1 protein-coding gene (cut by both window edges) is annotated in these 25,057 nt (G+C 69.5%); it reads left to right on the forward strand.

Every position in this 25,057-nt window falls within one protein-coding gene, locus QSK05_RS23285, for a hypothetical protein, read on the forward strand. The gene is 52,974 nt long; 16,933 of those nucleotides lie to the left of the window and 10,984 to its right, leaving coding positions 16,934-41,990 in view — codons 5,645 (partial) to 13,997 (partial); the first codon wholly inside the window starts at window position 3. The start codon and the stop codon both lie outside this window.

Here is a 25,057-nt window from a genome sequence, read left to right on the forward strand (position 1 = left end):
TGCCGTCCTTCGCGCTGGAGGGCAACCTCGGCAGCGGCAAGATCATGGAGACCGGGAATTTCACCCGGCCCGACGATGTGGCGGCCAAGTTCTCCCGCGACCTCGGGCAGGCGCTGACGCCGTCACAGGTGTCCGCGGTGGAGACACTTCTGGAGAACGGCCTCTCTCAGAAGGACGCGACCCGGATGATGCAGGGCGGTGTGTCCCTGCCCGGTCCGGTGCGAATCGGGAACCGTTCGTACGACGTGCGTCTGGCCCTGGACCTCGTCGGTGGGGTGCCGCTGAAGAAGGCAGACGGGTTCGAGACCACCGAGGACAAGCAGATCGCGTACGACGTGAAGTACGCGACGTCGCAGGCCGATCAGAGTTCCGGTCTGACGACGCAGCGGTCGGGGAACTTCGGTTTCACCGATGCTGTTGCTCTGGGGCCCAACCGGGTTCTGCGGGCGACCGGCGCGCCGCTGAACCTGAAGATGAACGAGCAGGAGAATCTGGAGCCGGTCTACGGTTCTGGTACGGAGTTCTCGCGCAATGTGAAGGGCATGATCGGGAACACCGAGTTCCTGGCGGCGGCCCGGCTCAAGGTGGTTCTGCAGGACATCGGTGCGGACACCCCGCCCATGGACAGGACCGTCGGCTCGGGCCGGATCTGGGCGAAGTTCAACGACGAGGTCGTCCGCATGCCGGCGGAGGACACCCCGATCCAGATGCCGCCCCCGGCCGGGAACGACAGCATCGACGGGGACGACGCGAACCGGGACGACGCGAACCGGGACGACCAGGGGCAGCGGCCGGTCCAGGACGGTCAGGATCAGCCGGCACCTGTGCTCGAAGGACCGAAACCCGAGGTGGCCAAGGTCTATCCGGTGATCTCGGTGCCGGGTGCGGACCAGCCGGTGGTTCCGGGGAGGCCTCGTCCGGGCGAGAGTATCCGTTCACCGTTGATCGATGTGTTCCACACCGTCGAGTCGATGCGTGCCGACGAGCTGTCCGCGGCTCTGCGCGGTCGGCTCGGCGAGGTCGACCCGGACACGCAGCAGCAGCTGGAAGACTTCCTGCACGGCGAGAACCTGCAACTCAACGCAGGTTCGGTGATCGGCGGGAAGTTCCTGTCGAACGTGATGCCGGCGTTCAAGGGTCTGTCGCTGGAGATGACGGCCGGTATCAGTCATGTGCAGCAGGTGCTTTCGGTGCCGAAGACGACGTTGCGGCAGGATGCCGGTTCGTCGGTGAAGCAGGAGGCCAAGCGGGGTATCTCGTCGACGGCCGACGGCAGCCTGGGCTGGCAGGGCACGATGGAGATGGACCACGAGAACTCCGACACGAGCGGCCTGGGCACCTACTCTTCGGCCACACTCTCGTTCACGCCGCTGAGTCTGGGCCGGACCAAGCCGATCTCTACCTCCAGCGGTAACAACGCCGGCTTCAAGTCGGTGCTGGAGTACACCGGACCGGCGCGTCTGTACCAGGTGCGGATGCCGGCGCAGGTTGCGCTGGACACCACGGACCCGATTCCCGACGGTGGCACGAACGGTCCCGGTGGCCGACGTCCGGTGCGGGGCGACATCACGCAGTACGTCTGGATTCCCGAGGGTGAGGCCGCGAAGTTCGAGGAGCTCGTGGCCAGCCCGCGCGAATTGGCCGGACGGCCGACAAGCCCGGTCCCGCCGGGCGGCACGCTCACCGACACCCCGGCCGATGCCTCGACCGATTCCTCGTCCGATTCCTCGTCCGATACGCAGACCGAGAGTGATGCGGACACCGACGCCGGCATCCAGGGCGACGGGCGGGACGGCCAGCAGGACCAGCAGGACGAGGCGGCTCCCCCCGATCGGGAGGGCGACGACCGGCAGGTGACGACCTGGCGCACGGACGTTCCTCCGGTGCAGCCGGACACACCGATCGACATGACGATGGGTCCGCCCGTCGGGGGTGGGACCCGGGGCGTTCCCGAGCTCGACGTCGACGCCCTCGCCACCCGTGAGTTCAACGCCCGGATCGAGATTCGCGACAGCAAGGGCGACCGGCGATACCTGCCCTCCGGTCTGGTGGCGGGTGAGGCGGTCGGTCACGGTGGCGCCGACCTGGTGCCGGGGGCCGAGAAGGTGATGCCGGAGATCGAGCGCCAGATCCGGCGCAAGCTCGGCCAGGAGCTCGCCCAGGCCACCGTCGTGGAACGGAACTCGTTCTGGCGTCAGGTGAACCAGGTCTACTCGGCGAATGCCCTGCTGACGAGGTTCCAGCGAGGTCTGCCGACGCGCCTGCCGCTGACGCTGTCGCTGGGTGGGAAGACGGTGCGGGTGGCCGTTGATCCCACGCTCGGCCGGTTCACCGGGAGCACGCTGCAGTCCGACGAGAACAACGGCACCATCGACGTGTCGTGGAAGAACGGCTCGAAGCTCGACGTCAAGCAGACGCTGGGTGCGGTCACTCGCGCATCACTGGACATTCCTTTCCTGTGGCCGCGTTTCGGTAAGGGTTTCTGGCGTGCGATGACGCCGGTGGTGAGTGGTAGTGCTTCGCACAACCGGCAGATGGTTTCGACGGGTGGTCAGGCGATCAAGTCGAACCGGCGGTGGAAGTTCACCAAGAGCCGGGTGCAGCAGCTGACGTTCAACACCTCGTACCTGGTCGGCGTCAGCGTGGACAACAATCCGGTGACGCCGGGCGCCGGGGTGCAGATGCCGGCGGACGCGGTGCGCATCGGCGATGCGAAGGTCCGGTTCGCGGTGGCCGAGGAGATGCTGGCCAAGACCCCCGTCCGGGACGTCGCGAGTCTGGGCCGGGTCAACCCGAACCCCACCCAGGCCGAGATCGACGCCTTCAAGGGCGATGCCATCCGGTTCGGTGGCCTCGCGAACCAGGTGATCCCGGTCAGCACCCTCGGCACCCGGGCCATCGAGACGGCGATCCTCAACCACCTGGGTACGACCGGCACGGTGGATCAGCGTCTGCAGGTGGCCGAGTCGGGCTCCGCGCCGGAGTCGACGCAGGGCAACCTGGAGCTCCTGCTCGACCGGACCGGCCTGCCACTGTCGGAAATGGTCGACCCGGGTGTGTTCTGGGACGATCACAGCGCGGGCCGGATGAAGTTCTACCTGCGCAACACCGATGCGCAGGCGCTCCTGGAGACCAGTGCCGGTACGTCGGACGACGTGAACGAGTCGTCCGTGCGTCTGGACTACCAGGGCAAGCAGGCGGTGGCCGGCGAGTGGGGGGTCGGTCTGGGGGCGATCTGGCGGAAGTCGCCGCCGGAGGGTAGTCCGGTGTCGAACGTGACGATGGCTCCGAGTGGGCAGCGTCGTGGTGGTGGCCGTTCGGAGTGGTCACAGAGCGACAACATCGGTGGTGCGGTGCGGCGTACGGGTCGTGACGCGGATCCGCACCGGTTGTACGAGACCGATCTGATGGTGGAGATCACCGGGTATCAGTGGGTGCAGTTCGGCGGCGGGCAGATGCGTCTGGTCGAGACCCCGCAGTACCTGATCATCGAGCGCGGTTCCCAGTTCCTCTTCGGCGAGACCAACGCCACCGCGCTCGATCTGCCGAAGGTGCCCCCGGCACCGGCCACGACGTCCTCCAGTACTCCCGGATCGAGCGACCCGGCCCCCGGATCCACGCCCGCCCCGCACCGGGACGCCGAACTCTTCGACGCGAGCGGCACCCCGATCAACCGGTTGGAGGAGGTCGGCGACGAGGACGAGGTGATCGAGCCGGACACGCCCGCACCGGATCCCGAGACCGACACGGCCACGGACGACTTCGAGATCCAGTCGGTGCACAGCGACGACCCGGCTCCGGAACCGCCGCTGCGGCCCGCGTCGTTCGTCAACGACGGGCACATTCTCGGCCTGTCCGAGGTGGTCGGGTTCGGCGATCCGGGCAAGCCGCTGGAACTGGTCAAGGATCTGCTGGCCAGGCACAACATCGCCGGATACACCGACCCGCGCTGGCGCGACGTGCCGACCGGGCCGATGGTCACGCTGGAGAACGGTCTCGGCCCCCGGGCCGTGCGGGCCCGGTTCGGCACGGCCGACGGTGCGGGCATCGTGCTCACGATGACGCGGAACGTGACGAACATCGGGAACATCCCGACCCCGACGCTCCGCCAGACGGTGCAGGTGAAACTCACCCAGACCCGGAGTCCGGCGCGCCATGACGGCAAGGAGGTCGCCGTCGCGCTGGATAACTTCATGCAGCACGGTTCCCGGCACGACTCCGGCAGCGGAAGCGGCACGTCGTCGTCCACCGGTGGCGGTTTCACCGAGTCGAACACCACCGACGTACGTCACCGGATCGGGCCGGGCGGTAGCTACGGCCGCACCCGTGAAGAGGGACAGTCGCTGTCCCAGAACGAGTCCCACAAGGAAAACTTCCGGATCAAGCCCAAGAACAAGAAGTCGCTCGAGACCGAGCACCCGATGGCGTGGCGCGTGGAGCTCCAGGTCACGTACGAGGTGGGGCAGGGCTTCGACTCGCTGACCGGCGGTCGGGGACGGTTGTCGCTGGACTCGTGGACCTACTACGGCACGTCACCGGACATCGTGACGCTGCGCACCCCGATGGATTTCGCCACCCGGACGCCGGCGACCGTCTCCCGCAACCCCTACCGCACGAACACGGTCACCAACGTGCTCGACCTGCAGGGGAACATCCCGGAACAGACCTGGCTGGCCGGCAGCAAGTTCCTGCCCTCGTTCCTGCGCGGGAACCTCAGTGGCGGTTCGCCGAACGGCAACGCGAGCACCCCGCAGGGTATGCCGGTGGACCAGCGCCTGCACCTGATCAGCAGCGAGGAAGGGGTTTCGGCCAACGCCCCGGCGATGTACAGCGACAAGGGTCTGGAGCTTCCGGGCGAGCCCGAGCGTGGCTGGATCACCGACACCGTCAAGAAGCAGAACCTCAAGCTCGACCTGGCCGACCTGGTCTCGGTCAACCCGGCGGGCGACCGGCCCGGAACCATCAAGCCGATCGCGATCGGTACCGAGCACACGTCCGAGACCGGCCAGGAGCGGGAACAGGGTGTTGCCGGCGAGGTCTCCAGCGGGCAGGGCGGCGTGCTGCCGTACATCTACACGTTCCTGCGCCCGCAGGCCAACGAGGACCTGATCCGTCTGGGTGAGGCGAACTCGCTCTCGCTGCAGCCTGCTTCGGGCAAGGCCAACGTCTCGGCGCAGGGCCGCACCGCCAACTCCGGGCGTGTCGTGGAGGAGACCACCGAGCTCGACATCCAGGGCTTCTTCTTCCGCGCGACCACCGTGCACACGGTCAGCCAGACCCAGACCTCCCAGTGGCTGGCCTGGAACGGTGAGCAGCAGGTGGGCACCCCGGAGCAGACCGCCATCGCCAACGGCGGTTACGTGTTGTTCAGCGAGGAGCAGGCGGTTGCCCTCGGACTGATCGAGACCGGGCAGGAGCGGGGGGACGACGGTGAGCTGACCAAGGTCTACCGGCTCGGCCCGAACGCGAACCCCGAACCTCCGACCAACTTCCCGGGAGTCACGAGCACACCCACCCGGTCGGGCATCTCGCTGGACTCGACGCCCGAGTCGATCCGGATCGGCAACGCGACGCCCGAGGTTCCCGGCCTGATGTCCGTCACCGGGCGCTACGACGCGCTGACGAACCAGGTCGAGATCGGTTCGGGCACCCAGCGCAAGCTGGTCGGCCCCGACGAGTTCGTGCGCTACCTGAGTGAGCAGCCGGGCTGGGGTCAGCGCGGGCTGATGCTGATGATCGACGGTATCGGTGACTCCGCCGGGCTCCCCGCGAACATGTCCTTCCCGCAACAGGTCCGCGACATCGCGGGGGTCGAGGTGCTCGTCCCGACCGGCGAGCTGGTGCTCATCCCGCCGCCGCCCTCGGCCACCCCCGACCGGCTGCCGGCGCCGGAGACCCCCGCTCCCGAGGCGGCCCCGCTCCCGGACGACAGCGACATCTTCGTCATCGGTGACGACTCCGACGACGACTCACCGGCGGATTCGTCCGAGCAGGATTCGGAGGACGGGGCGGATCACGCGGCTCTGACCGCGGACACCGGCGCCCTGACCCTCGTGCGTCAGCAGGAGGTCGACGATTCCTCGGACGGCACCGAGAGCATCGTCATCGACCTGACCGAGCCGGTCGAACCCGCCGCCTGGATGCGGGTCGTCACGCCCCGGCCGAACCCGATGGCCGGCGGACCCGTCGCCCCGGCTGCCGGTGGCCGCCCGATGGCGGCCACCTTCCAGTGGTACACCCCGCGCAACGGAACAGCGCCCCGTGACGTGGGCCCGGACTTCGCCGAGGCTCTGGAGGCCATGGGTTCTGCAGCGGCCCGTGACCAGCACGTGCGCTACACGCCGCCGATCCCGGACTCCCGTCCGGCCGGGGCCATCGGCGTGGAGGAGACCGTCGACAGCGACAGCGACAGCGATTCGGGTAGCGAGCAGGAGCAGGACCAGGAACGGGATCAGGAACGGGACCAGGAACGGGAGCAGGACCAGGACCAGGAACGGGATCAGGAACGGGACCAGGAACGGGACCAGGAACGGGACCAGGGCGACGATCGGGATCGTGAGGGTGACGGCGGCGACGAGGACCGGGAACGTGATCGGGACCGGGGTGACGAGGAGGGCGACCGACGGGATGACTCGCGCGGCGGCCGTCGTGGGCGCCGACCCGAGTCGGATGAGGACCTCGACGAGACCTCGGATCAGGAGGTGCTCGATCAGGACGAGCTCGGCAGCCTGATTGACGATGACGAGATCCGCAGTGATCTGGGTGATCTGGACGAGATCGGGAATCTGGGTGGCCGCGGCGAGGTGCCGGGTTCGTCGGGTGCGTGGGCCCGGGACGTCCGCCGGGAACCGACGATGCACGAGGAGTTCACTCTTGACGGCCTGAACGCTCTTCCGCCGGTCCCGCGGAACCCGTTGGGGGACGATCGCGGTCGCCTTCCCGAGGACTCCGACCTCTTCGTAGTGGGGGACAGCGAGGACGGTCTCAGCGACGTCGACGAGACCGGTGACCGGGACGACCTCGACGATCTCGACGACCGGGACGAGGTGGAGGTCCGGCTCGGGCCGCCGGAGCGGCTGGGCGAGGAGGAGACCCGCACCGTCGAGTCCCGGGACGAGTCGGTGACCCGGGACGAGACGGTGACCCGGGACGAGACGGTGACCCGGGACGAGACCGTGACCCGGGACGAGACGGTGACCCGGGACGAGACCGTGACCGGTGACGAGACCGTGACCCGGGACAGCCAGGAGATCTCCGGTGAGGAGGTCGTCCGTAGCGACGAGGACGGCCGGGAGAGGCGGGACGACCAGGAGCAGATTGTGGCTCCCGAGGACCCCGACGACCCCAACGATCCCAGTGGCTCCGAAGACGCCGACGACTCCGGTGATTCCGACGACGGTGACGACGACGCCAGTGAGACCGGTAGTGACACCAGCCGGGACACGACCGACACAGACCTCACCGACCGGCGCGGGCCGGTGGATCTCCCGCTGCCGGCTCCGGATCCGCAGGCGGTGCAGCGTGCCCGGCAGACGGCTCTGGAGGCCCTGCGCCGCAGCGATCGTCCTGCCGAGCCGGACCCGACCGAAACATCGCCCGACGAGATCCAGGTGGAGTCGTCGTCCCGACCCGGCGAGCCGGACGGGCCGGACACCGAGACGTCCACCCCGCCGCGCGACTGGGACGCCGAACTGGACGGGATCACCCGGAAGATCGGGGGTGCCGCGTGGTTCGCCGGTAACCGGGTGACCGGTCCGGTGATGATGGCGGCAGGGCGGGCCGTGAACGTTCCCGGTGTCACCCCGGAACAGCGGACGGTCCTGGAGAACTACGCGTCGTCCGTGCTGGACGCCTACCGGGAGGGCGCCGAGAAGGCCGCCAGGACCGTCCTGGACCGCTGGGACGGCGTGGACCGGGCCGAGGGGCAGGAGATCAACCCGCGGCGGCGCCCGGTGCTGCCGTCCTTCGCCCTGGAGGGCAACCTCGGCAGCGGAAAGATCCTGGAGACCGATGGTTTCACCCGTCCGGACGACGTGGCGAAGAAGTTCACCCGCGACTTCAACCAGTCGCTGACGCCGTCACAGCTCGCCGAGGTGGAGCGGCTGCTGAACGACGGGCTGTCGGTCGGGGACGCCACCTTGATGATGCAGGGCGGTGCCCCGCTGCCGGGCCGGGTGCAGATCGGGAACCGCTCGTACGACGTGCGTCTGGCTCTGGACTTCATCGGTGGGGTGCCGCTGAAGAAGGCGGACGGGTTCGAGACCACCGAGGACAAGCAGATCGCGTACGACGTGAAGTACGCGACGTCGCAGGCCGATCAGACGTCCGGTCTGACGACGCAGCGGTCGGGGAACTTCGGTTTCACCGATGCGGTGGCGCTCGGGCCCGGCCGGGCCCTGCGGGCGACCGGCGCGCCGCTGAACCTGAAGATCAACGAGCAGGAGAATCTGGAGCCGGTCTACGGTTCGGGTACGGAGTTCTCGCGCAATGTGAAGGGCATGATCGGGAACACCGAGTTCCTGGCCGCGGCCCGGCTCAAGGTGGTTCTGCAGGACGTCGGCGCGGACGCCCCTCCGCTGGACAGCACCGTCGGCTCGGGCCGGGTCTGGGCGAAGTTCAACGACGAGGTCGTGCGGATGCCGGCGCAGGACACGCCGATCCAGCTCCCGCCGCCCGCCGACCCGGCCTCGCCGGGCTTGCCGACGCCGGAGACGGAAGGGCCCAGGCCCGAGGAATCCAAGGTCTATCCGGTGATCTCGGTGCCGGGTGCGGACCAGCCGGTGCGGCACGGGCGGCCCCGTCCGGGGGAGAACATCCGCTCGCCGCTGATGGACGTGTTCCACACCGTCGAGTCGATGCGTGCCGACGAACTGTCCGCAGCCCTGCGCGCGCGGTTGGGCGATGTCGACGCGGCCACCCACCGGCAGCTGGAAGACTTCCTGCACGGCGAGAACCTGCAACTCAACGCAGGTTCGGTGATCGGCGGGAAGTTCCTGTCGAACGTGATGCCGGCGTTCAAGGGTCTGTCGCTGGAGATGACGGCCGGTATCAGTCATGTGCAGCAGGTGCTCTCGGTGCCGAAGACGACGTTGCGGCAGGATGCCGGTTCGTCGGTGAAGCAGGAGGCCAAGCGGGGTATCTCGTCGACGGCCGATGCCAGCCTGGGCTGGCAGGGCACGATGGAGATGGACCACGAGGATTCGCCGCGCACCGGTCTGGGTACGTACTCGTCGGCGACCATGTCGTTCGTCCCGCTCAGTGGCGGCCGGACCAAGCCGATCTCGACCTCGAGCGGTAACAACGCCGGGTTCAAGTCGGTGCTGGAGTACACCGGACCGGCGCGTCTGTACCAGGTGCGGATGCCGGCGCGGGTCGCGCTGGACACCACCGAGCAGATTCCCGACGGCGACCTCGACCCGATGGGCGACGAGCGTCCGGTGCGCGGCGACATCACGCAGTATGTCTGGATTCCCGAGGGCGAGGCCGCGAAGTTCGAGGCGCTCGTGGCCAGCCCGCGGGAACTGGCCAAACCCGCGCTGCCCGATCCGAGCACCGAGCCGAGTACTGAGCAGCAGAACGACGAAACCGGCAAGGGGAAGGCACCCGTCCGGGGCACGGGCCCGGCCCAGCCGGACACCACCACGTCGGGCCAGGAAACGCGGGACCAGGAAACGCGGGACCAGGAGACGCGGGACCAGATCGAGTCCCCGGAAGCCGAGACGCGCGACGAGACGCGCGACGAGACCACGTCGTCCACCGCGTCCATCATCGAGACCGGCTCCCGCGGGACGGGACTGGACGCGCAGGCGCTGGCCACGCGGGAGTTCAACGCGAACGTCAAGATCACCGACAGCAAGGGCGATACCCGTTACCTGCCCTCCGGTCTGGTGGCGGGCGAGGCGATCGGTCACGGTGGCGCCGACCTGGTGCCGGGCGCCGAGAAGATCATGCCGGAGATCGAACGCCAGATCCGCGGCAAGCTCATGGCGGAGCTGACCCAAGCCTCGGTCGTGGAGCGGAACTCGTTCTGGCGTCAGGTGAACCAGGTCTACTCGGCGAACGCTGTGCTGACGAGGTTCCAGCGGGGTCTGCCGACGCGCCTGCCGTTGACCGTCACGCTGGGCGGTAAGACCGTGCGGATCGCCGTCGACCCGACCCTGGGGCGGTTCGAGGAGAGCTCGCTGCAGTCGGACGAGAACAACGGCACGGTTGACGTGTCGTGGAAGAACGGCTCGAAGCTCGACGTCAAGCAGTCGCTCGGGTCGGTGATCCGGAGCGGGCTGGACGTTCCTTTCCTGTGGCCGCGTTTCGGTAAGGGTTTCTGGCGTGCGATGACGCCGGTGGTGAGTGGTAGTGCTTCGCACAACCGGCAAATGGTCTCGACGGGTGGTCAGGCGATCAAGTCGAACCGGCGGTGGAAGTTCACCAAGAGCCGGGTGCAGCAGCTGACGTTCAACACCTCGTACCTGGTCGGCGTCAGCGTGGACTCGACACCGTCGACGGTCCGGCCCGGGGCGAACATGCCGGCGGACGCGGTGCGCATCGGCGATGCGAAGGTCCGGTTCGCGGTGGCCGAGGAGATGCTGGCCAAGACCCCGGTCCAGGACCCGGCCGCTCTGGGACGGGTCAATCCGAACCCGACGCAGACCGAGGTCAGTGAGTTCAAGAACGACGCCATCCGCTTCGGCGGTCTCGCGAACCAGGTCATCCCGGTCAGCACGCTCGGACTGAAGGCCGTCGAGACGGCAATTCTCAACTATCTGGGGGGAACCGGTAATCCCGACCAGCGTTTCCAGGTGGCGGAGTCCGGTGCGACGCCGGAGTCGACGCAGGGCAACATGGAGCTCCTGCTCGACCGGACCGGCCTGCCGCTGACGGAAATGGTCGACCCGGGCCTGCTCTGGGACGATCACAGCGCGGGCCGGATGAAGTTCTACCTGCGCAAGTCTCCCGCCAGTGCGATTCTGGAGACCAGTGCCGGTACGTCGGACGACGTGAACGAGTCGTCCGTGCGTCTGGACTACCAGGGCAAGCAGGCGGTGGCCGGCGAGTGGGGCCTCGGTCTCGGGGCGATCTGGCGGAAGTCGCCGCCGGAGGGTAGTCCGGTGTCGAACGTGACGATGGCTCCGAGTGGGCAGCGTCGTGGTGGTGGCCGTTCGGAGTGGTCCGAGAGCGACAACATCGGTGGTGCGGTGCGGCGTACGGGTCGTGACGCGGATCCGCACCGGTTGTACGAGACCGATCTGATGGTGGAGATCACCGGGTATCAGTGGCGCCAGTTCGGTGGTGGCCAGATGAGCCTGGTCGAGACCCCGCGGCACCTGATCATCGAGCGCGGTTCCCAGTTCCTCTTCGGTGCCACCAACGCCAGTGCACTCGACCTGCCGAAGGTGACCGATGCGTCCTCTGCTACCACCACGGACACTCCGGAGACCGACCCCGGGTCGAGCACGACACCCGAGACGAAGGTCGAGCCGGAACCCGAGGTCAAGCCCGAGGTCAAGCCCGAGCCGCTGCCTGCGGACGCTCTGCGTCCGCCGGCTTTCGTCAACGACGGGCACACGATCGGGCTGTCGTCGGTGGTCAGCTTCGAGGATCCCAGCCGGGTGCTGGAGGCGGCCAAGGACATCCTGGCGCAGAACAACATTGCCGGCTTCACCGATCCGCGCTGGCGTGAGGTGCCGACCGGACCCACGCTCACGCTGGAGAACGGCATCGGCCCGAAGGCCATCCGGGCCCGGTTCGGAACCGGTGGCGGTGCGGGCATCACGCTGTCGATGGCCAGCAACGTGCCGACGATCAACAACGTGCCGACTCCCACCCTGCGTCAGATCGTGCAGGTGAAGGTCACCAAGACCCACGAGCAGGCCGAGGCGGCCGGCACGGAGGTTGCGGTCGGCCTGGACAACTTCATGCAGCACGGGTCCCGGCACGACACCGGATCGGGCAGCGGCACGTCGTCCTCGACCGGCGGCGGATTCACCGAGTCGAACACGACGCAGGTGCGCCACCGGGTCGGCCCCGGCGGAAGCCACGGCCAGACGAACGAGTCCGGGGAGTCCTTGTCGCAGAACGAGTCGCACAAGGACAACTACCGGATCAAGCCGAAGAACAAGAAGTCGCTGGAGACCCGGCACCCGATGGCGTGGCGGCTGGAGGTTCAGGTCACGTACGAGGCCGGCCAGGGTTTGGACTCGATCACCGGTGGCCGGGCCAAGCTGTCGCTGGACAACTGGACCTACTACAGCACGGTGCCGGACAAGGTGACGCTGCGCACGCCGATGGACCTGGCGACCACGTCGCCGTCCACGGTCTCGCGCAACCCTTACCGCACGAACACGGTCAGCAATGTGATCGACCTGAAGGGCCAGGTCCCGGAGCAGACCTGGCTGGCCGGCAGCAAGTTCCTGCCGACGTTCCTGCGCGGGAACCTCATCGGCGATTCCGCTTCCGGTCACCGGGCGATGGGGCAGGGGACCCCGACCGACCAGCGCCTGCACCTGATCAGCAGTGAGGAAGGGGTTTCGGCCAACTCCCCGGCGATGTACAGCGACCAGGGGCTGAACCTGCCGGGCGAGGCCGAGCGGGGCTGGATCACCGACACGGTCAACCGGCAGAACCTCAAGCTCGACCTGGCCGACCTGGTGTCGGTGAACCCGCCGGGCGATCACGCGGGCACGATCAAGCCGGTCGCGATCGGCACCGAGCACACCCGCGAGACCGGTCAGGAACGCGAACAGGGTGTGGCGGCCGAGACGTCCAAGGGCCAGGGCGGGGTGCTGCCGTACATCTACACGTTCCTGCGCGACGGCGCGAACGAGGACCAGATCCGCCTGGGCGAGGCGAACTCGTTCTCCGTGCAGCCCGGTCTGGCCAAGGCGAACGTGACGGCGCAGGGGCGCTCCGCCAACGCCGGGCGGGTCACGGAGGAGACCACCGAGCTCGACATCCAGGGCTTCTTCTTCCGCGCCACCACCGTGCACACGGCGATGAACTCGCAGACGCCGCACTGGCTGGCCTGGAAGGGTGAGAACTCACCGGGCACGCCGGAGCAGATGGCCGTCGCCAACGGCGGTTACGTGCTCTTCAGCGAGGAGCAGGCCCTCGCCCTCGGCCTGATCGAGACCGGCCACGTGCGCGGGGAGGACGGCGAGCGGACGAAGGTCTACCGGCTCGGCCCGAATGCCACGACCGAGCCGCCGTCGGCCTTCCCCGGGGTCACGACCTCCGGCACCCGGTCGGGTATTTCGCTGAACTCGACACCCGAGTCGCTGCGGATCGGCAACGCCGCCCCCAAGGTTCCCGGCTTCCTGAACGTCACCGGGCGGTACGACGCGGCGACCAACCAGGTCGAGATCGGTTCGGGGACGTCGTCCCGGATGGTCGGCCCGGAAGACTTCGTGAAGTTCATGAGCGAGCAGCCCGGCTGGGGCCAGCAGGGTCTGATGCTGATGATGGACGGCATCGGTGACCCCAACGGTCTGCCCGCTCACCGGTCCTTCCCCCGCCAGGTCAGGGATCTCGCCCAGGTCGAGGTGCTCGCCCCGACCGGCGAGGTGGCCCTGCTCCCGCCCCCGCCCTCCGAGACCCCCGAAGCCCTTCCCGCACCGGACGATCGGGATCATCCGGCCCTGCCGGACGACAGCGACGTCTTCGTCATCGGTGACGGGGAGGACGCGCCCACTACCGATGACGCGCCCGTCACCGATGACGCCCCCGACGACGGCGCGCCGACGGTGGACGATGCTGTGGCCACGACGCCGGAACCGGCGGGCTGGATGCGGGTGGTCGCGCGGCCGACCCCGGGAACACCCGGTACGGTGCCGGCTTCGTCTGCCCCATCCGCCCCGACCGCCCAGACCGCCCAGACCGCCCCGACCGCCCCGACCGCACCGAGGGTCGAGCCGACATTCCAGTGGTACACACCCCGTCCCGGGACGGAGCCGCGCGACGTCGGCCCGGACTTCGCCGAGGCGCTGACCGCGATCGGTTCCCCGGCCGCCGCGAACCAGCAGGTGCAGTTCACCCCGCCGATCGCCGACGACCTGGGCACGGGGACCGACACCGACGCGGAATCGTCCCGCGACGAGACGCGGGACGAGACGCGGGACGAGACGCGGGACGAGACGCGGGACGAGACGCGGGACGAGACGCGGGACGAGACGCGGGACGAGACGCGGGACGAGACGCGGGACGAGACGCGGGACGAGACGCGGGACGAGGAAGCCGGCCGGGACGAGACGCCCTCGCCCTCGGTGGCTGAGATCGTCCGGCAGCTGCGTGAGGAGCCGAACGACGAGCCCGGCGGACCGACCCTGGACGAGACCGGTGACGGGACCCGCGACGAGGCAGGCGATTCCGGTAGCGAGTACAGCGTCCACCTGGATGACGTCCAGGAGGACGAGGCCGTCCCGTCCGATCCGGAGCGGGCGCGGTGGGCCCGGGGTGGGGATGACCCGGCCGGGCTGCCCGAGCTCGGATCGAACTCCACCGGAGGCCGTTTCGTCTCCCGGAGCGACGGTGTCGATGACATCTCGTTCGTGCCCGATCCCGACGTCGTCCAGGAACAGCGGCCGCAGTTGCCGGCCGAGGTCCTGGAGGGCGGCGGGCTCCGGCACGCCCCGGCCGTGGTGGCGCCGGAGGTCGCGCGCTCGCTCCACGACCAGCTGACGACGGAGCTGACGCACAGCGGGTTCCTGCCGCCCGACCCGGCCCGGCCGTCCTCGCACCGCAGCCCGGCCGGCCCGGACGGACGCCGGAGGATACTGGGCGGCTGGATGCGCCTGTCCAGCAACGACCGGGTGCAGAACGTCGCACAGCTGAACCAGTTCGTCTCGGCGCAGTCCCTGAGCTCGCTGCACGGCCTGGCCCACGGCGAGGGTGTGCAGTTCAGCGTGACCGGCCGATCGCGTCTCGGGCAGAGTCGCACGGCGACGGTGACGATCCGCTCCACGCCGGATCTCGACGCCGGGAGTGATTACTTCCGGCAGACGGTGCCTTTCGGTGACGGGACGCATAACGAGTTCCGGTTGCCGAGCCGGTTCACGTCGTCGGTCGAGTACAGCCACCTGTCGAAGGCCGGCCGGGAACGGCTGCGCCAGGAGAACCAGGCCTCGCAGACCGATGGTGGCGTGCGGGGCCGCCCGACCAAGCTCGACAAGAAGTCCCTGATGAGGGACGCGGTCGCCCGGTCGTCCGGGAGCGGTGACGGTCGCGGGGCCCCGGCGCGCACACGCAGCGGTGGGGACGCCGAGCGTCACTCGACCAGGCTGCGGCTGAAGTCGTTGATGCAGGCTGCGATGGGCCGGCCGACGGCGCGGTCCGCCGCCGGTGACCCGGATCTGCTCTGGCACGGTGCCCCGGTGGACGGTGACGTGCTGGTGCAGTTGCCGGCGCCGGACGTGGCGCAGACTCCGGATCGAGGATCGGACCGGGCACCGCTGCCCCGGCCCGCGACGGTCTCCTCGCCGGAACTGCTGGGCTACTCCGCGCTGCCGTCGACCGGCCCGACCCCGGACACCGGCCCGACCCCGAGCACGGACAACAGCACTGTCCTCGATGCGGCCCTCGGCTCCGGATCCCGGCCCGGTGAGAGCAATATCGTCCCGCCGCCCGATGCCGACGCTGCGTACTTCCGGCGGGCGGGCGATGAGGCCTACGGGCGCCGGGTGCAGTCGGCGCTCGACAACCAGGCTCGCGCTTACCAGGACGGTGACACGGCCGCGATCATCACGGCGATCGACGGTCTGCGGGACGCGTACGGCACCTACCTGGCCGACGTGGGCAGCTTGATCAGCGGACTGCGGGACCTGCCCACGCCCACGACCCCGGGCGGGCGGGCCGACCACGAGAGCGCGCTGGGCGACCTACAGGACCGGATTCTCGACGGCTGGCAGGGCCTGCAGAGCCTGAACCCGATCGGGCTGATGACGGATCTGCCACTGGGCCCGTGGTATTCGAAGGACGATTTCGAGACGGTGACCGGACTGCTGGCCCGGATGCCGTCCCGGCTGCACACGGGCATCCGGATCGACAGGATCGGTGGGGCGCCGTCAGAACCGGTCCGGCTGGAACAGTGGCTGAACGACGGGCTCCGGGACCGCCGGGTCGTCCCGGAGCCGGGTCCCGGCTCCACCCTGACGGACCTCGAGACGGCCACCCTGACCCGGCCGGAGAACGCGTCGCCGATCACGGTCCGGGGCCTCGGGCAGGCAGCGACGACGCTGGTGCCCGACCTGCGCGCGGCGCGGGACGCGGCACAGGTACAGCTCGACGCGGTGCGTGCCGGTCATGCCGAACGGGCCCGGATCGCGGGCGACTTCCCCGGTCTGACCAGGCTTGCCCAGACCTGGCGGGCCGGACCGGAACTGGCTCGGGCACAAGCTCTTCTGGACGCCCGGAACCGGCTGCTGGACCGGGCCGAGGGCCTGGTCGCCCAGATGTCCGTCACCGGGGAGAACGTCTCGCCGCAGACCTTGCGGCCCGGTGACGACGGCACCCCGGCCCGGCTCGACGACCGCTGGCAGATCAGCCGGGACGCCAGCGGCGACCTGCTGCTGACCGCACCCGACCGCGGCCTCGACGACCAGGTGGCGAGGCCGGACACCCGGGCCGTGGCGCAGGAGATCGCCCGGGTCACCGGCACACCCGTGACAGCTTTCGTGGACGCCGGGAACGGGTACGGACAGAACTGGCTGACGTTCCCGCCGGACGGTTCGCGCCCCGAACTCGCCGACCGGCCGGGAGATCCGCAACCGGAAACCGGACCCGCGCCCCTGCGCGCCGACGTCGGGAGTGTCGCCCCGGGGGGCCGGGGGTTCGTGCGCAACGGTTCCGGTGATGTGATGTGGGTGAACGAGCGCGGCGAGCCCCAGGTGCTGGACGGTTCGCGGCAGTCGGTGCGCCGTGACCTCGAGGCCTTCGTGGCGAGCGACCCGGACGTGCATCGCGGTGGCGACTCGGTCTTCCTGGTCAGCAACCTGTCCCCGTACTTCGCCGCCGGACTGGCCGAGAAGTACGACCTCCACTTCACGTTCAGCGCCGAACCGTTGGTGACCACGGCCCCGGCGACCGGCTGGGGCGGCGTCCCCACCCCGGACGGCTGGGTGACCGTGGCGAACGTCCCGGGCACCGACGTCAACCGGGGCTGGCTGGAAACGCTGCCTGCGGACGCTGACGGCCCGGTGACGATCGAGCCGGTGGGCGTCGCGGCCTTCCCGGCGCCCCTGTGGGCGCGGTCCATGCTCGGCCGGGACGACGTCGGCCGCATCACCCTGGTCGACCCGCTGGGTGTGGAACACCACGTCTACGTCCGCCAGACGGCCTACGGGCTTGAGCTTTCCGACTACCAGGGCGGGAACCCGGAATCGGACTGGCGGATTCGGCCCGACAACGACTCGATGAAGATCAGCTACGCCATCGACGACCCGGTGATCGCTGAGAAGGCCCGCACGAGCGTCCGGAGCGCCCTGGAACTGCCGGACGGCCTGGAATTGATCCATGTGGGTGCCCAGGATCGCGTACCGCAGTACTCCTCGGCCGGGCGACGGCCCTTCGCCGATGGTCCCGCGATGCGTCTGCAGGCGGAGCGCGAGCTCGGCGAGGCTCCGAAAATTACCGAATATCACCGGAACACCACGAAACCGGTGACGATCAGCACGCGGCTGCCGGGCCGCCGGGACGAAGGTCCACGGCCACCGCAGTGGTGGGACGACCTCTCCGCCATGGACCCCTCCTCCCCGTCCCCGGAGGAGACCAAGATTCTGAAGGCGCTCGTCTCGGGCCTTCCGATCATGGCGCCGCAGCTGACCGCTCCCAACGTCGACCCGGACGCTCCGGTCCGGAACTGGTCCGACGAATTGCTCGACCTGATGCAGCAGATCGATGCTCACCCGGATCTGGATGCGCAGGATCTGATCGACCGGGTCGAGCGGCAGGCAGGGCTGGAGCAAGACAGCGCCTTCTCCACTCCCACCTCTTACCAGGCGCGGATCTATCACTTCGAGGACAGTCCGCCGGTGCTGGAGTTGACCACCACGGTCAAGTACCACCAGCGCGACGGCGTCACCCAGGCCGAGCTGCAGCAGGCCTGGCAGCGCGACCAGGAAAGTCTCACCAGGAACTGGAACGAGACCCGGCCGGTGCTCTACAACGGCGAGCTCTACTGGGTGCGGATGCACGTCGAACTGGTCACGGACAACGGACCGGCGCACCGGATCCTGGAGGTGCGCAGCGAGGTCGGCGCGGACGGGCAGCCGCACCGGGCGAACGAGCACGCCATCAACCGGGAGACGCCCGGCTGGGTCATCCAGCACGAACGTGGCCACTTCCTGGGACTGCCGGACACTTACACCCGCACCCGGGGTGCCGGGACCGACCCGTTCAGCCAGGACCAGATCCGGCTGCGGACGCCGGGTGAGGCCGGTGCCGGGATGCCGCAGGTGCGGATGCCCACCTTCCTGGAGGGCCCGGGGGCCCTGATGGCCAGTTACGACGGGAGGCCGACGCCTCGCAACCTGATCACCATCCTCGACACGGTTCACGACCAGATGGCGTACGACGAAGCCGCCCGCCGTCTGGCGAAACCGGGGGAGGACGGGGACCTCGGCGGCCGGGAACCGTTCCCGGCGCTGCGTCAGGCCGAACGCCGTTTCCTCGCTGAGGTCCGGCCCGCGGTAGCGAACTACCGCGCGGTCGAGCAGCAGACGCTCCTGGGCCGGGCCGGTGTTGCTGACCGCAGGGCCGCGGCGCAGGCGGTGTTCGAGCAGTGGCGGTCGCAGAGCCTGCTGCTGAACCAGTTGCAGCAAGACCTGGGCGTACAGAAAGACGACATCCGGGAACCACGGTCGGTGCAGGCGGCCAAGGGTCGTGAGTACCATCGCGTGATCGCCGAGGGACAGCTGGCCGCGCGCCAGATGATGCGGTGGGCGGCCCTGGCCGGCCATTCCCCGATCCCGATGGGTGGCGGCCTGTCCTTCACCGTCGAACCCGGCGGATACAAGCTGAACTGGGACGGCACCGGGAGGGGCCGGCCCGAGCCGATCGTGGTCGATCTGCTGGCGGAGACTCTCGGTACCCCGCTACAGGTGGACTGGTACCCGGCGGGCAACCCGGCCGTCGACGGGCCCGGTCGCGACGTGGCGATGGCCGACGGCATGCTGGTCCGGCCGGAAGGCACCCCGCACCGCACGCTGAACGGCGTCCGCGATGACTTCTACACCCCGGGAACACTGATTCCCGACCCGGCCGGCAACACCGTCTACTCCCTGGACGACGCGCGGATCGAGGTCACCAGCGCCGGTCTGTCGGTGACCTTCCCGAACAGCCCGGACGTCGTCGTCGACCCGCACCTGCGGCCGATCGAGGACGGTACGGTCCAGATCCGGGTACCCCGCGTCGACCTGCTCACCTCCGCGCAGCGGGAAACCGTGCGCAACATCGTCCGGAGCCTCACCCCGGCCTTCGGGGTGGCCTCGTCGGTGCGCAGCAGCGACGCCGACGGAAACGGTTACGCCGGAGCGGGATCGGCCTGGGCCGCCCAGACCGATCCGTTCGCACCGGTACCGCCCAACGAGAAGGCTTTCTGGAACCCGGCTCCCGACCCGTCCGGCCCCGGTTCGCCGTCCTCGACCGGACCCGGGATCCCGACCCCCAGGAACGATGCCTCCCCGTCCTCCACCGGGGCTGCCGTTCCCACCCCGAAGGGTGACCGCAGCCTTTCGCCGGACGGCTCACCGGAGCAGGGGCCCTCGACCGGTGGCGACCCGACCGGACTCGGTCTCGTCCTGGGTGACCCGTCCGGTGATGCGGCGACCGGTCCCGGTCTGACCTTCCACACCTCAGGTCTTCCGGGCCTGTTCGGTGCGCGGCGGCCGGAGAGTCCTCTGGACACGTCCGTTCTCGACACCTCCTCCTGGGACGGCGGCAACCGCTGGCAGCTGGACGCCGGCACCGGCGGTTCCCAAGAGGTCACCTCGGCTCAGTTCCAGCGCTGGATGAGGGCTCCCTACGTGACGGAGGCGCAGTTCAACCGCCACCGGCCGCCTCTCACCATGCATCACCAGATGCGGTACGAAGAGGCCCAGAGCCTGGCCCGGCAGACCCGTATCGACCTGGTCTACGACCGCCCCGTCACCGATCCTCTTCCGGGGTACCAGCAGAACCGGGTGGTCAGCCGCTCCACGCTGGACGGTGTGCCGATGGCCGGCGACCCGAGCCCGGTGCGGATGGTCGAGGGCATGGCGTTCTACCCGGACGGCACCACCCAGATCGCCGACGGCACCCCGCAGCAGCAGGTGCTGGACACCATGCTGCGGGGCCTGAACGATCACGGGTACGACGTGCTCGGCGGTTACGGCGACGCGAGGTTCCGTCAGTCCGGCCCCCCGCTGTACCCGACGTCCCTGGAACCGGCGCCGGACCGCCTCGGAAACGTGCTGTCCGCTGAGTTCCTGCACGGATCGATGACCAAGCTCTGGGCCCTCAGCCAGGAGGCGGTGCGCAGCTCCGGCCCAGTCACGTCCACGCTGCCGTCCCGCGTCGTGGGGCATCGCCGGTACACGCCGACGGTGACGGTCACTCCGGTGGAAGGGGCCGGGACCCGTTACTACCGAACCGATCTGACTTTGACCAGCACGCCGGGCCGGGTCGTCGCCGGCCGGTTCCGCCCGCGGCCGCGCTGGTCGGACGAACAGATCAGCTGGTCCGGCCTGGACGGCACCGGCGAGCGGCTGATGGTCCAGGAGGCCTTGCTCGACATCGGCATCGACCGGGCCGTCTTCCAGCAGGCAAATCTCGACCTGTACGGGCTCTACCGCGACCTGGTCCGGTGGGGTCAGCCCGACTATCTGGCCGGAACGCTCGAAGACGTGGCCCGCAGGCTCCACCTCGCCGAGCGCGACGAGAATGCCCGTGAGAGCACGGCGACCCTGCCGCGCTACGAAGATGCCCCGCAGGAGAACGTAGACGCTGCACTGCCCGAGGACGACGCGACCATTGCTCCCCAGGAGATGCCTCCGCCGGCCTATGCCGCACCGGGGGACGCGGCGGGTAACGGCGTCAGCGATCAGGCCGGCTCCGTCTTCCGCCCGGAGTCCGGACCGCGCTTCCAGGCGTACCGCGAGGCCGACCCGGGGGCCGACCCGGTGGCCCTGCAGCACCACGACGACGACAGCCAGGACGACGACGGCAGCCCGGTCCACCCTGATGACGCCGATGACGCCGATGACGCCGATGATCTGGACGGCAGCGACATCTTCAGTGATGGCGAGCCGTTCGAACCCGACGACTTCCGCCGGGTCGAGCAGGACGCGGCGCAGGACGTGGCCCGGGCCATCACCGCTCTCGACGAGGCCCGCGCCGACCGTGACCACGGGCAGCTGGCCGCCGCCAAGAAGTCCCTGCGCGAGGCCCGTGAGGCGTACGCCTCGAAGGTCAGCGACGCGATCGGGGAGCTGCGGGCCGAGCGGGTGGGTGACGACGATCCCGGCCTCGATGTGGTCCACGACGAGCTGACGAGCAAACGGAACGACGCCTGGCTCTCGATCGTGCAGAGTTCGCCCGCCGGGCAGGCGGTGGACATCCCGATCGGCACGGACTATAAGCGTGCTGACTTCGGCGACATCCGCGACGGCCTGTCGCGGCTCCCGGCGGACCGGCACCCTGACATCCGGGTCGCCGACGGGCAGAACGGCCCGCAGCCCCTGAGCTCGTGGCTGGACCGGGAGTTCCGCGCGAACCTGCCGAGGGCTACGACGCCGCGGGACTTCTCGCGTATGGCATCGGATCTTGCGTCGTTGCCGGACCCGGGCACGACCTCGGTCCTGACGGCCAGGGCCGCCGGGACGGTGGCCTCCTCGCTGCTGCCCGGCCTGCACGAGGCCAGGCAGGATGCGCAGGACCGGCTCGACCGGGCCCTGGCCGGGCAGCGGGCTCGGGCCGACCTGGCCGCGCAGTTCCCCGGCCTGACGGATCTTCCGCAGATCTGGCAGATGAACTCGGCCGTGGCCCAGGCCCGGTCGGTCCTGGACGCCCGCACCGAGATGGTCGACCGGGCGACCGGGCTGGCCGGTCAGACGCAGGTGCCGGTGCCTGCACAGGAACGCGACATCGCGCCGGACGAGGACGGCGTCCCGGTCGTGCTGGACAGTCGCTGGCAGCTCCGCTTCGACGAGACCTACGGCACGGTGCTGAGCAGCCCGGGCGTCACCCCGGACGAGCAGAGGGTGCTGCCCGACGCCGTGCCGATGGCCCAGTACGTCGTCGCCGTCACCGGTGAGCAGGTGACGGTGCTGACCGACCTCGGTGACGGCCAGGCCGAGGGCTGGGTGCTGCTGACGCCGGAACACGACCGGGTTCTCGTCGACCGGCCCACGTTCGGTCCGGGAACCGTCCCCGATCCCGAGGTCGGCGCGTCCCCCCTGGTCCTCCCCGGTGCCCAGCCGGCTCCCGGTACCACCGGTTTCACCCGGATGCCGGGGACCGCGGAGGTCGTGTACGTCGACCGGCAGGGCCACACCGTGATCCCGGACGGCTCGCAGTACGCCGTGCGGCACGCTCTCGAGACCTTCGTCGAGAGCAACGCCGGGCAGCTGGACGGCGCCCGGTTCCTGGTCGCCAACCTGCCCACGTTCTTCGCCGATCAGCTGGCCCGCACCACCGGGACCGGTTTCACGTTCAGCGCGGACCCACTGATCGCCACCTCCCGCCCGGTTCCGGGACAGCCCGCGGTTGCCGACGGGCAGGTCACGGTCGGCTCTGTCGCGGGCACCACGCATCTGCGCGGCTGGCTGCGGGCGACACCGCAGGGTCCGGACACCGCGGCGTCCATCGTCCCGGTCGGCAGCGCCGTGAACCGGGCACCGCAGTGGGAGTCCTGGCTCCACCAACGCTTCGATCAGGGTCAGATCCCGCACGAGCTGCGGATCCTCGACGAGAACCGGATGGAACACGCCTTCTTCGTGCGCCGGACGCCGGCCGGCCTCGAGGTCTCGAGCACCCCCGGTGGAACGCGGGCCGCGGACTATGTGCGCCCGGACGCCGACGCGGTGAAGATCAGTTACGACATCACCGATCCGGCCCTGCACCGGATCGCCCGGGAGACGATCGAGTTCCACCTGGACCGGCCCGCCGGCACGGGTCTCAAGCACCTGAACACCCCCTTCTTCCCGGCCTATTCACGGGCCGGGCGGCAGGCCTTCGCCGAGGGGGTCGCGCACCGGTCCCCGGCGGGGAAGTACCAGGACACCCGCGTCCCGATGATCAGCCCGGAACTGCGGGCGAAGACCCAGCCGGTGGACGTCAGCCTCGCTCTGGCGATGCGGGTGGACGACCGGGCGCCGGTCATGGACTGGACCCCGATCATCGACCGGATCATCTCCACCCCCGACAGCCTGGCCGGTGACCTGAGTCCGCAGGACCGCTCGAGCGCCCAGCACGTCGTGGACACGGTTCTCGCGATGGTGGAACGGGTCGACCCGGACCTGGCCGCGACCCTGAGGGCCGCCGACGAGGCCACGGCGCAGGTCCGCCAGGAGCAGGCGCAGGCCCGCGAGGACCAGTTCGGCCAGGACTCGGACGAGGTCCGGGAACAGCAGCGGATCGCCGAGTCCCGAGCGGCGGTCGAAGACCTCAAGAACCGGCTGGCCTTCGTCGACGGCCATCCCGAGCTGGGTCTGGACCGGTCGACGCTGACCGGCCAGATCAGCCGCACCTGGGCCCTGCGCAACCACTTCGGCGCCTTCGACCCGACCTCGTTCCAGGCCCGGACCTATGTGTTCGACAACGGGACGACCGTGGTCGAGATGAGCTCGACGATCAAGTACCGCACCAGTGACTACACCACCCGGGCCGAGCTCGACGCCGCGTGGAAGCGTGACCGGGAGACGTTCGACCAGTTCTGGAACAACTCGGACCCGGTGCTCTTCGACGGTGAGCTCACCTACACGCGTGGGTACGTCGAACGGGTCCTCGACAACGGTCCGGCCGACCGGGTTCTGGGAGTCCGGTCCGACCAGGTGCCCGAGGGACTGAAAGACCCGGGCCAGCACGACGAGATGGTCCGCAGCAACGTGTCCGGGGAGGTCATCCAGCACGAGCGGGGACACCACTGGGGCCTGCCCGACCGCTACGGCTCGCGGACCCAGCAGACCACCGACCCGCTACGCCGGCAGGAGATCCGCTTGCGTCCGGCCGCCTCGGCGGGCCCGACCCGCCCCGGGACCCGGCCGCCCACGTTCCTCGACCAGCGTGGTCTCATGCGCAGCGACGCGGAGATCCTCACTCCACGCGACCAGATCACGCTCATCCAGATGGTGCGGGACGGGAACACGTCACCGATCGGGTCGCTGGCGGATCTGAAGGAGCACCACGACGCCGTCGTCGTGCCCGCCCTGACGGACTACCGCAGTCAGTCAGTGCCTTCGACCGACCCGGCGACCCGGCAGAAGGCTGCCGACCAGCTGCATGATGCGTGGCTTCGGCACGCGAAGGAGATCTTCCGCAAGGCCGAGGAACTCGACCGGCATCAGATGCCGATGAATGCCCAGATGCGAGACCTGAGAGCGCTTCGAGCCGAGCGGGAGCGGCTCGGTATCGAGTACGCCCTCGCCCAGGAGGAGACGCTCAGGGCCGCCGTGCTGGCCGGGCACACCCCGATCCGCATGCCCGGCGGTGGCTACCTGACCCCGGACAGCACCGGCGGCTACGCATTCACCTGGGACGGTTCACCCGAACACCGTCCCACCCCGGACGTTCTGCGGATCATGGTCAACGCGGTCCAGGCGCCGGTGACCATGAACCTCACCGAAGGCTCGGGGCGCGCCGCCGACGGTGAGTTCGCGATGGCCGACCGGATCCAGGTGCGGCCCCAGGCCGAGCCGGTGCCCCGGCTCATCGGGGCCCGGAAGGACTTCTTCCTCCCGGGTTTCCTGACCTCCTGGAACGGTCAGGACAACGTCTACCGTCTGAAGGGCGCCCGGATCGAGGTCGTGTCGGCGGGGCTGGCAGTGTCGTTTCCCGAGAGCAAGAACACCGATCACCTGCTCACGTCCGACCCGCA

It is taken from the genome of Kineosporia sp. NBRC 101731 (assembly GCF_030269305.1).
In the GTDB taxonomy this organism is placed as follows: Bacteria; Actinomycetota; Actinomycetes; order Actinomycetales; family Kineosporiaceae; genus Kineosporia.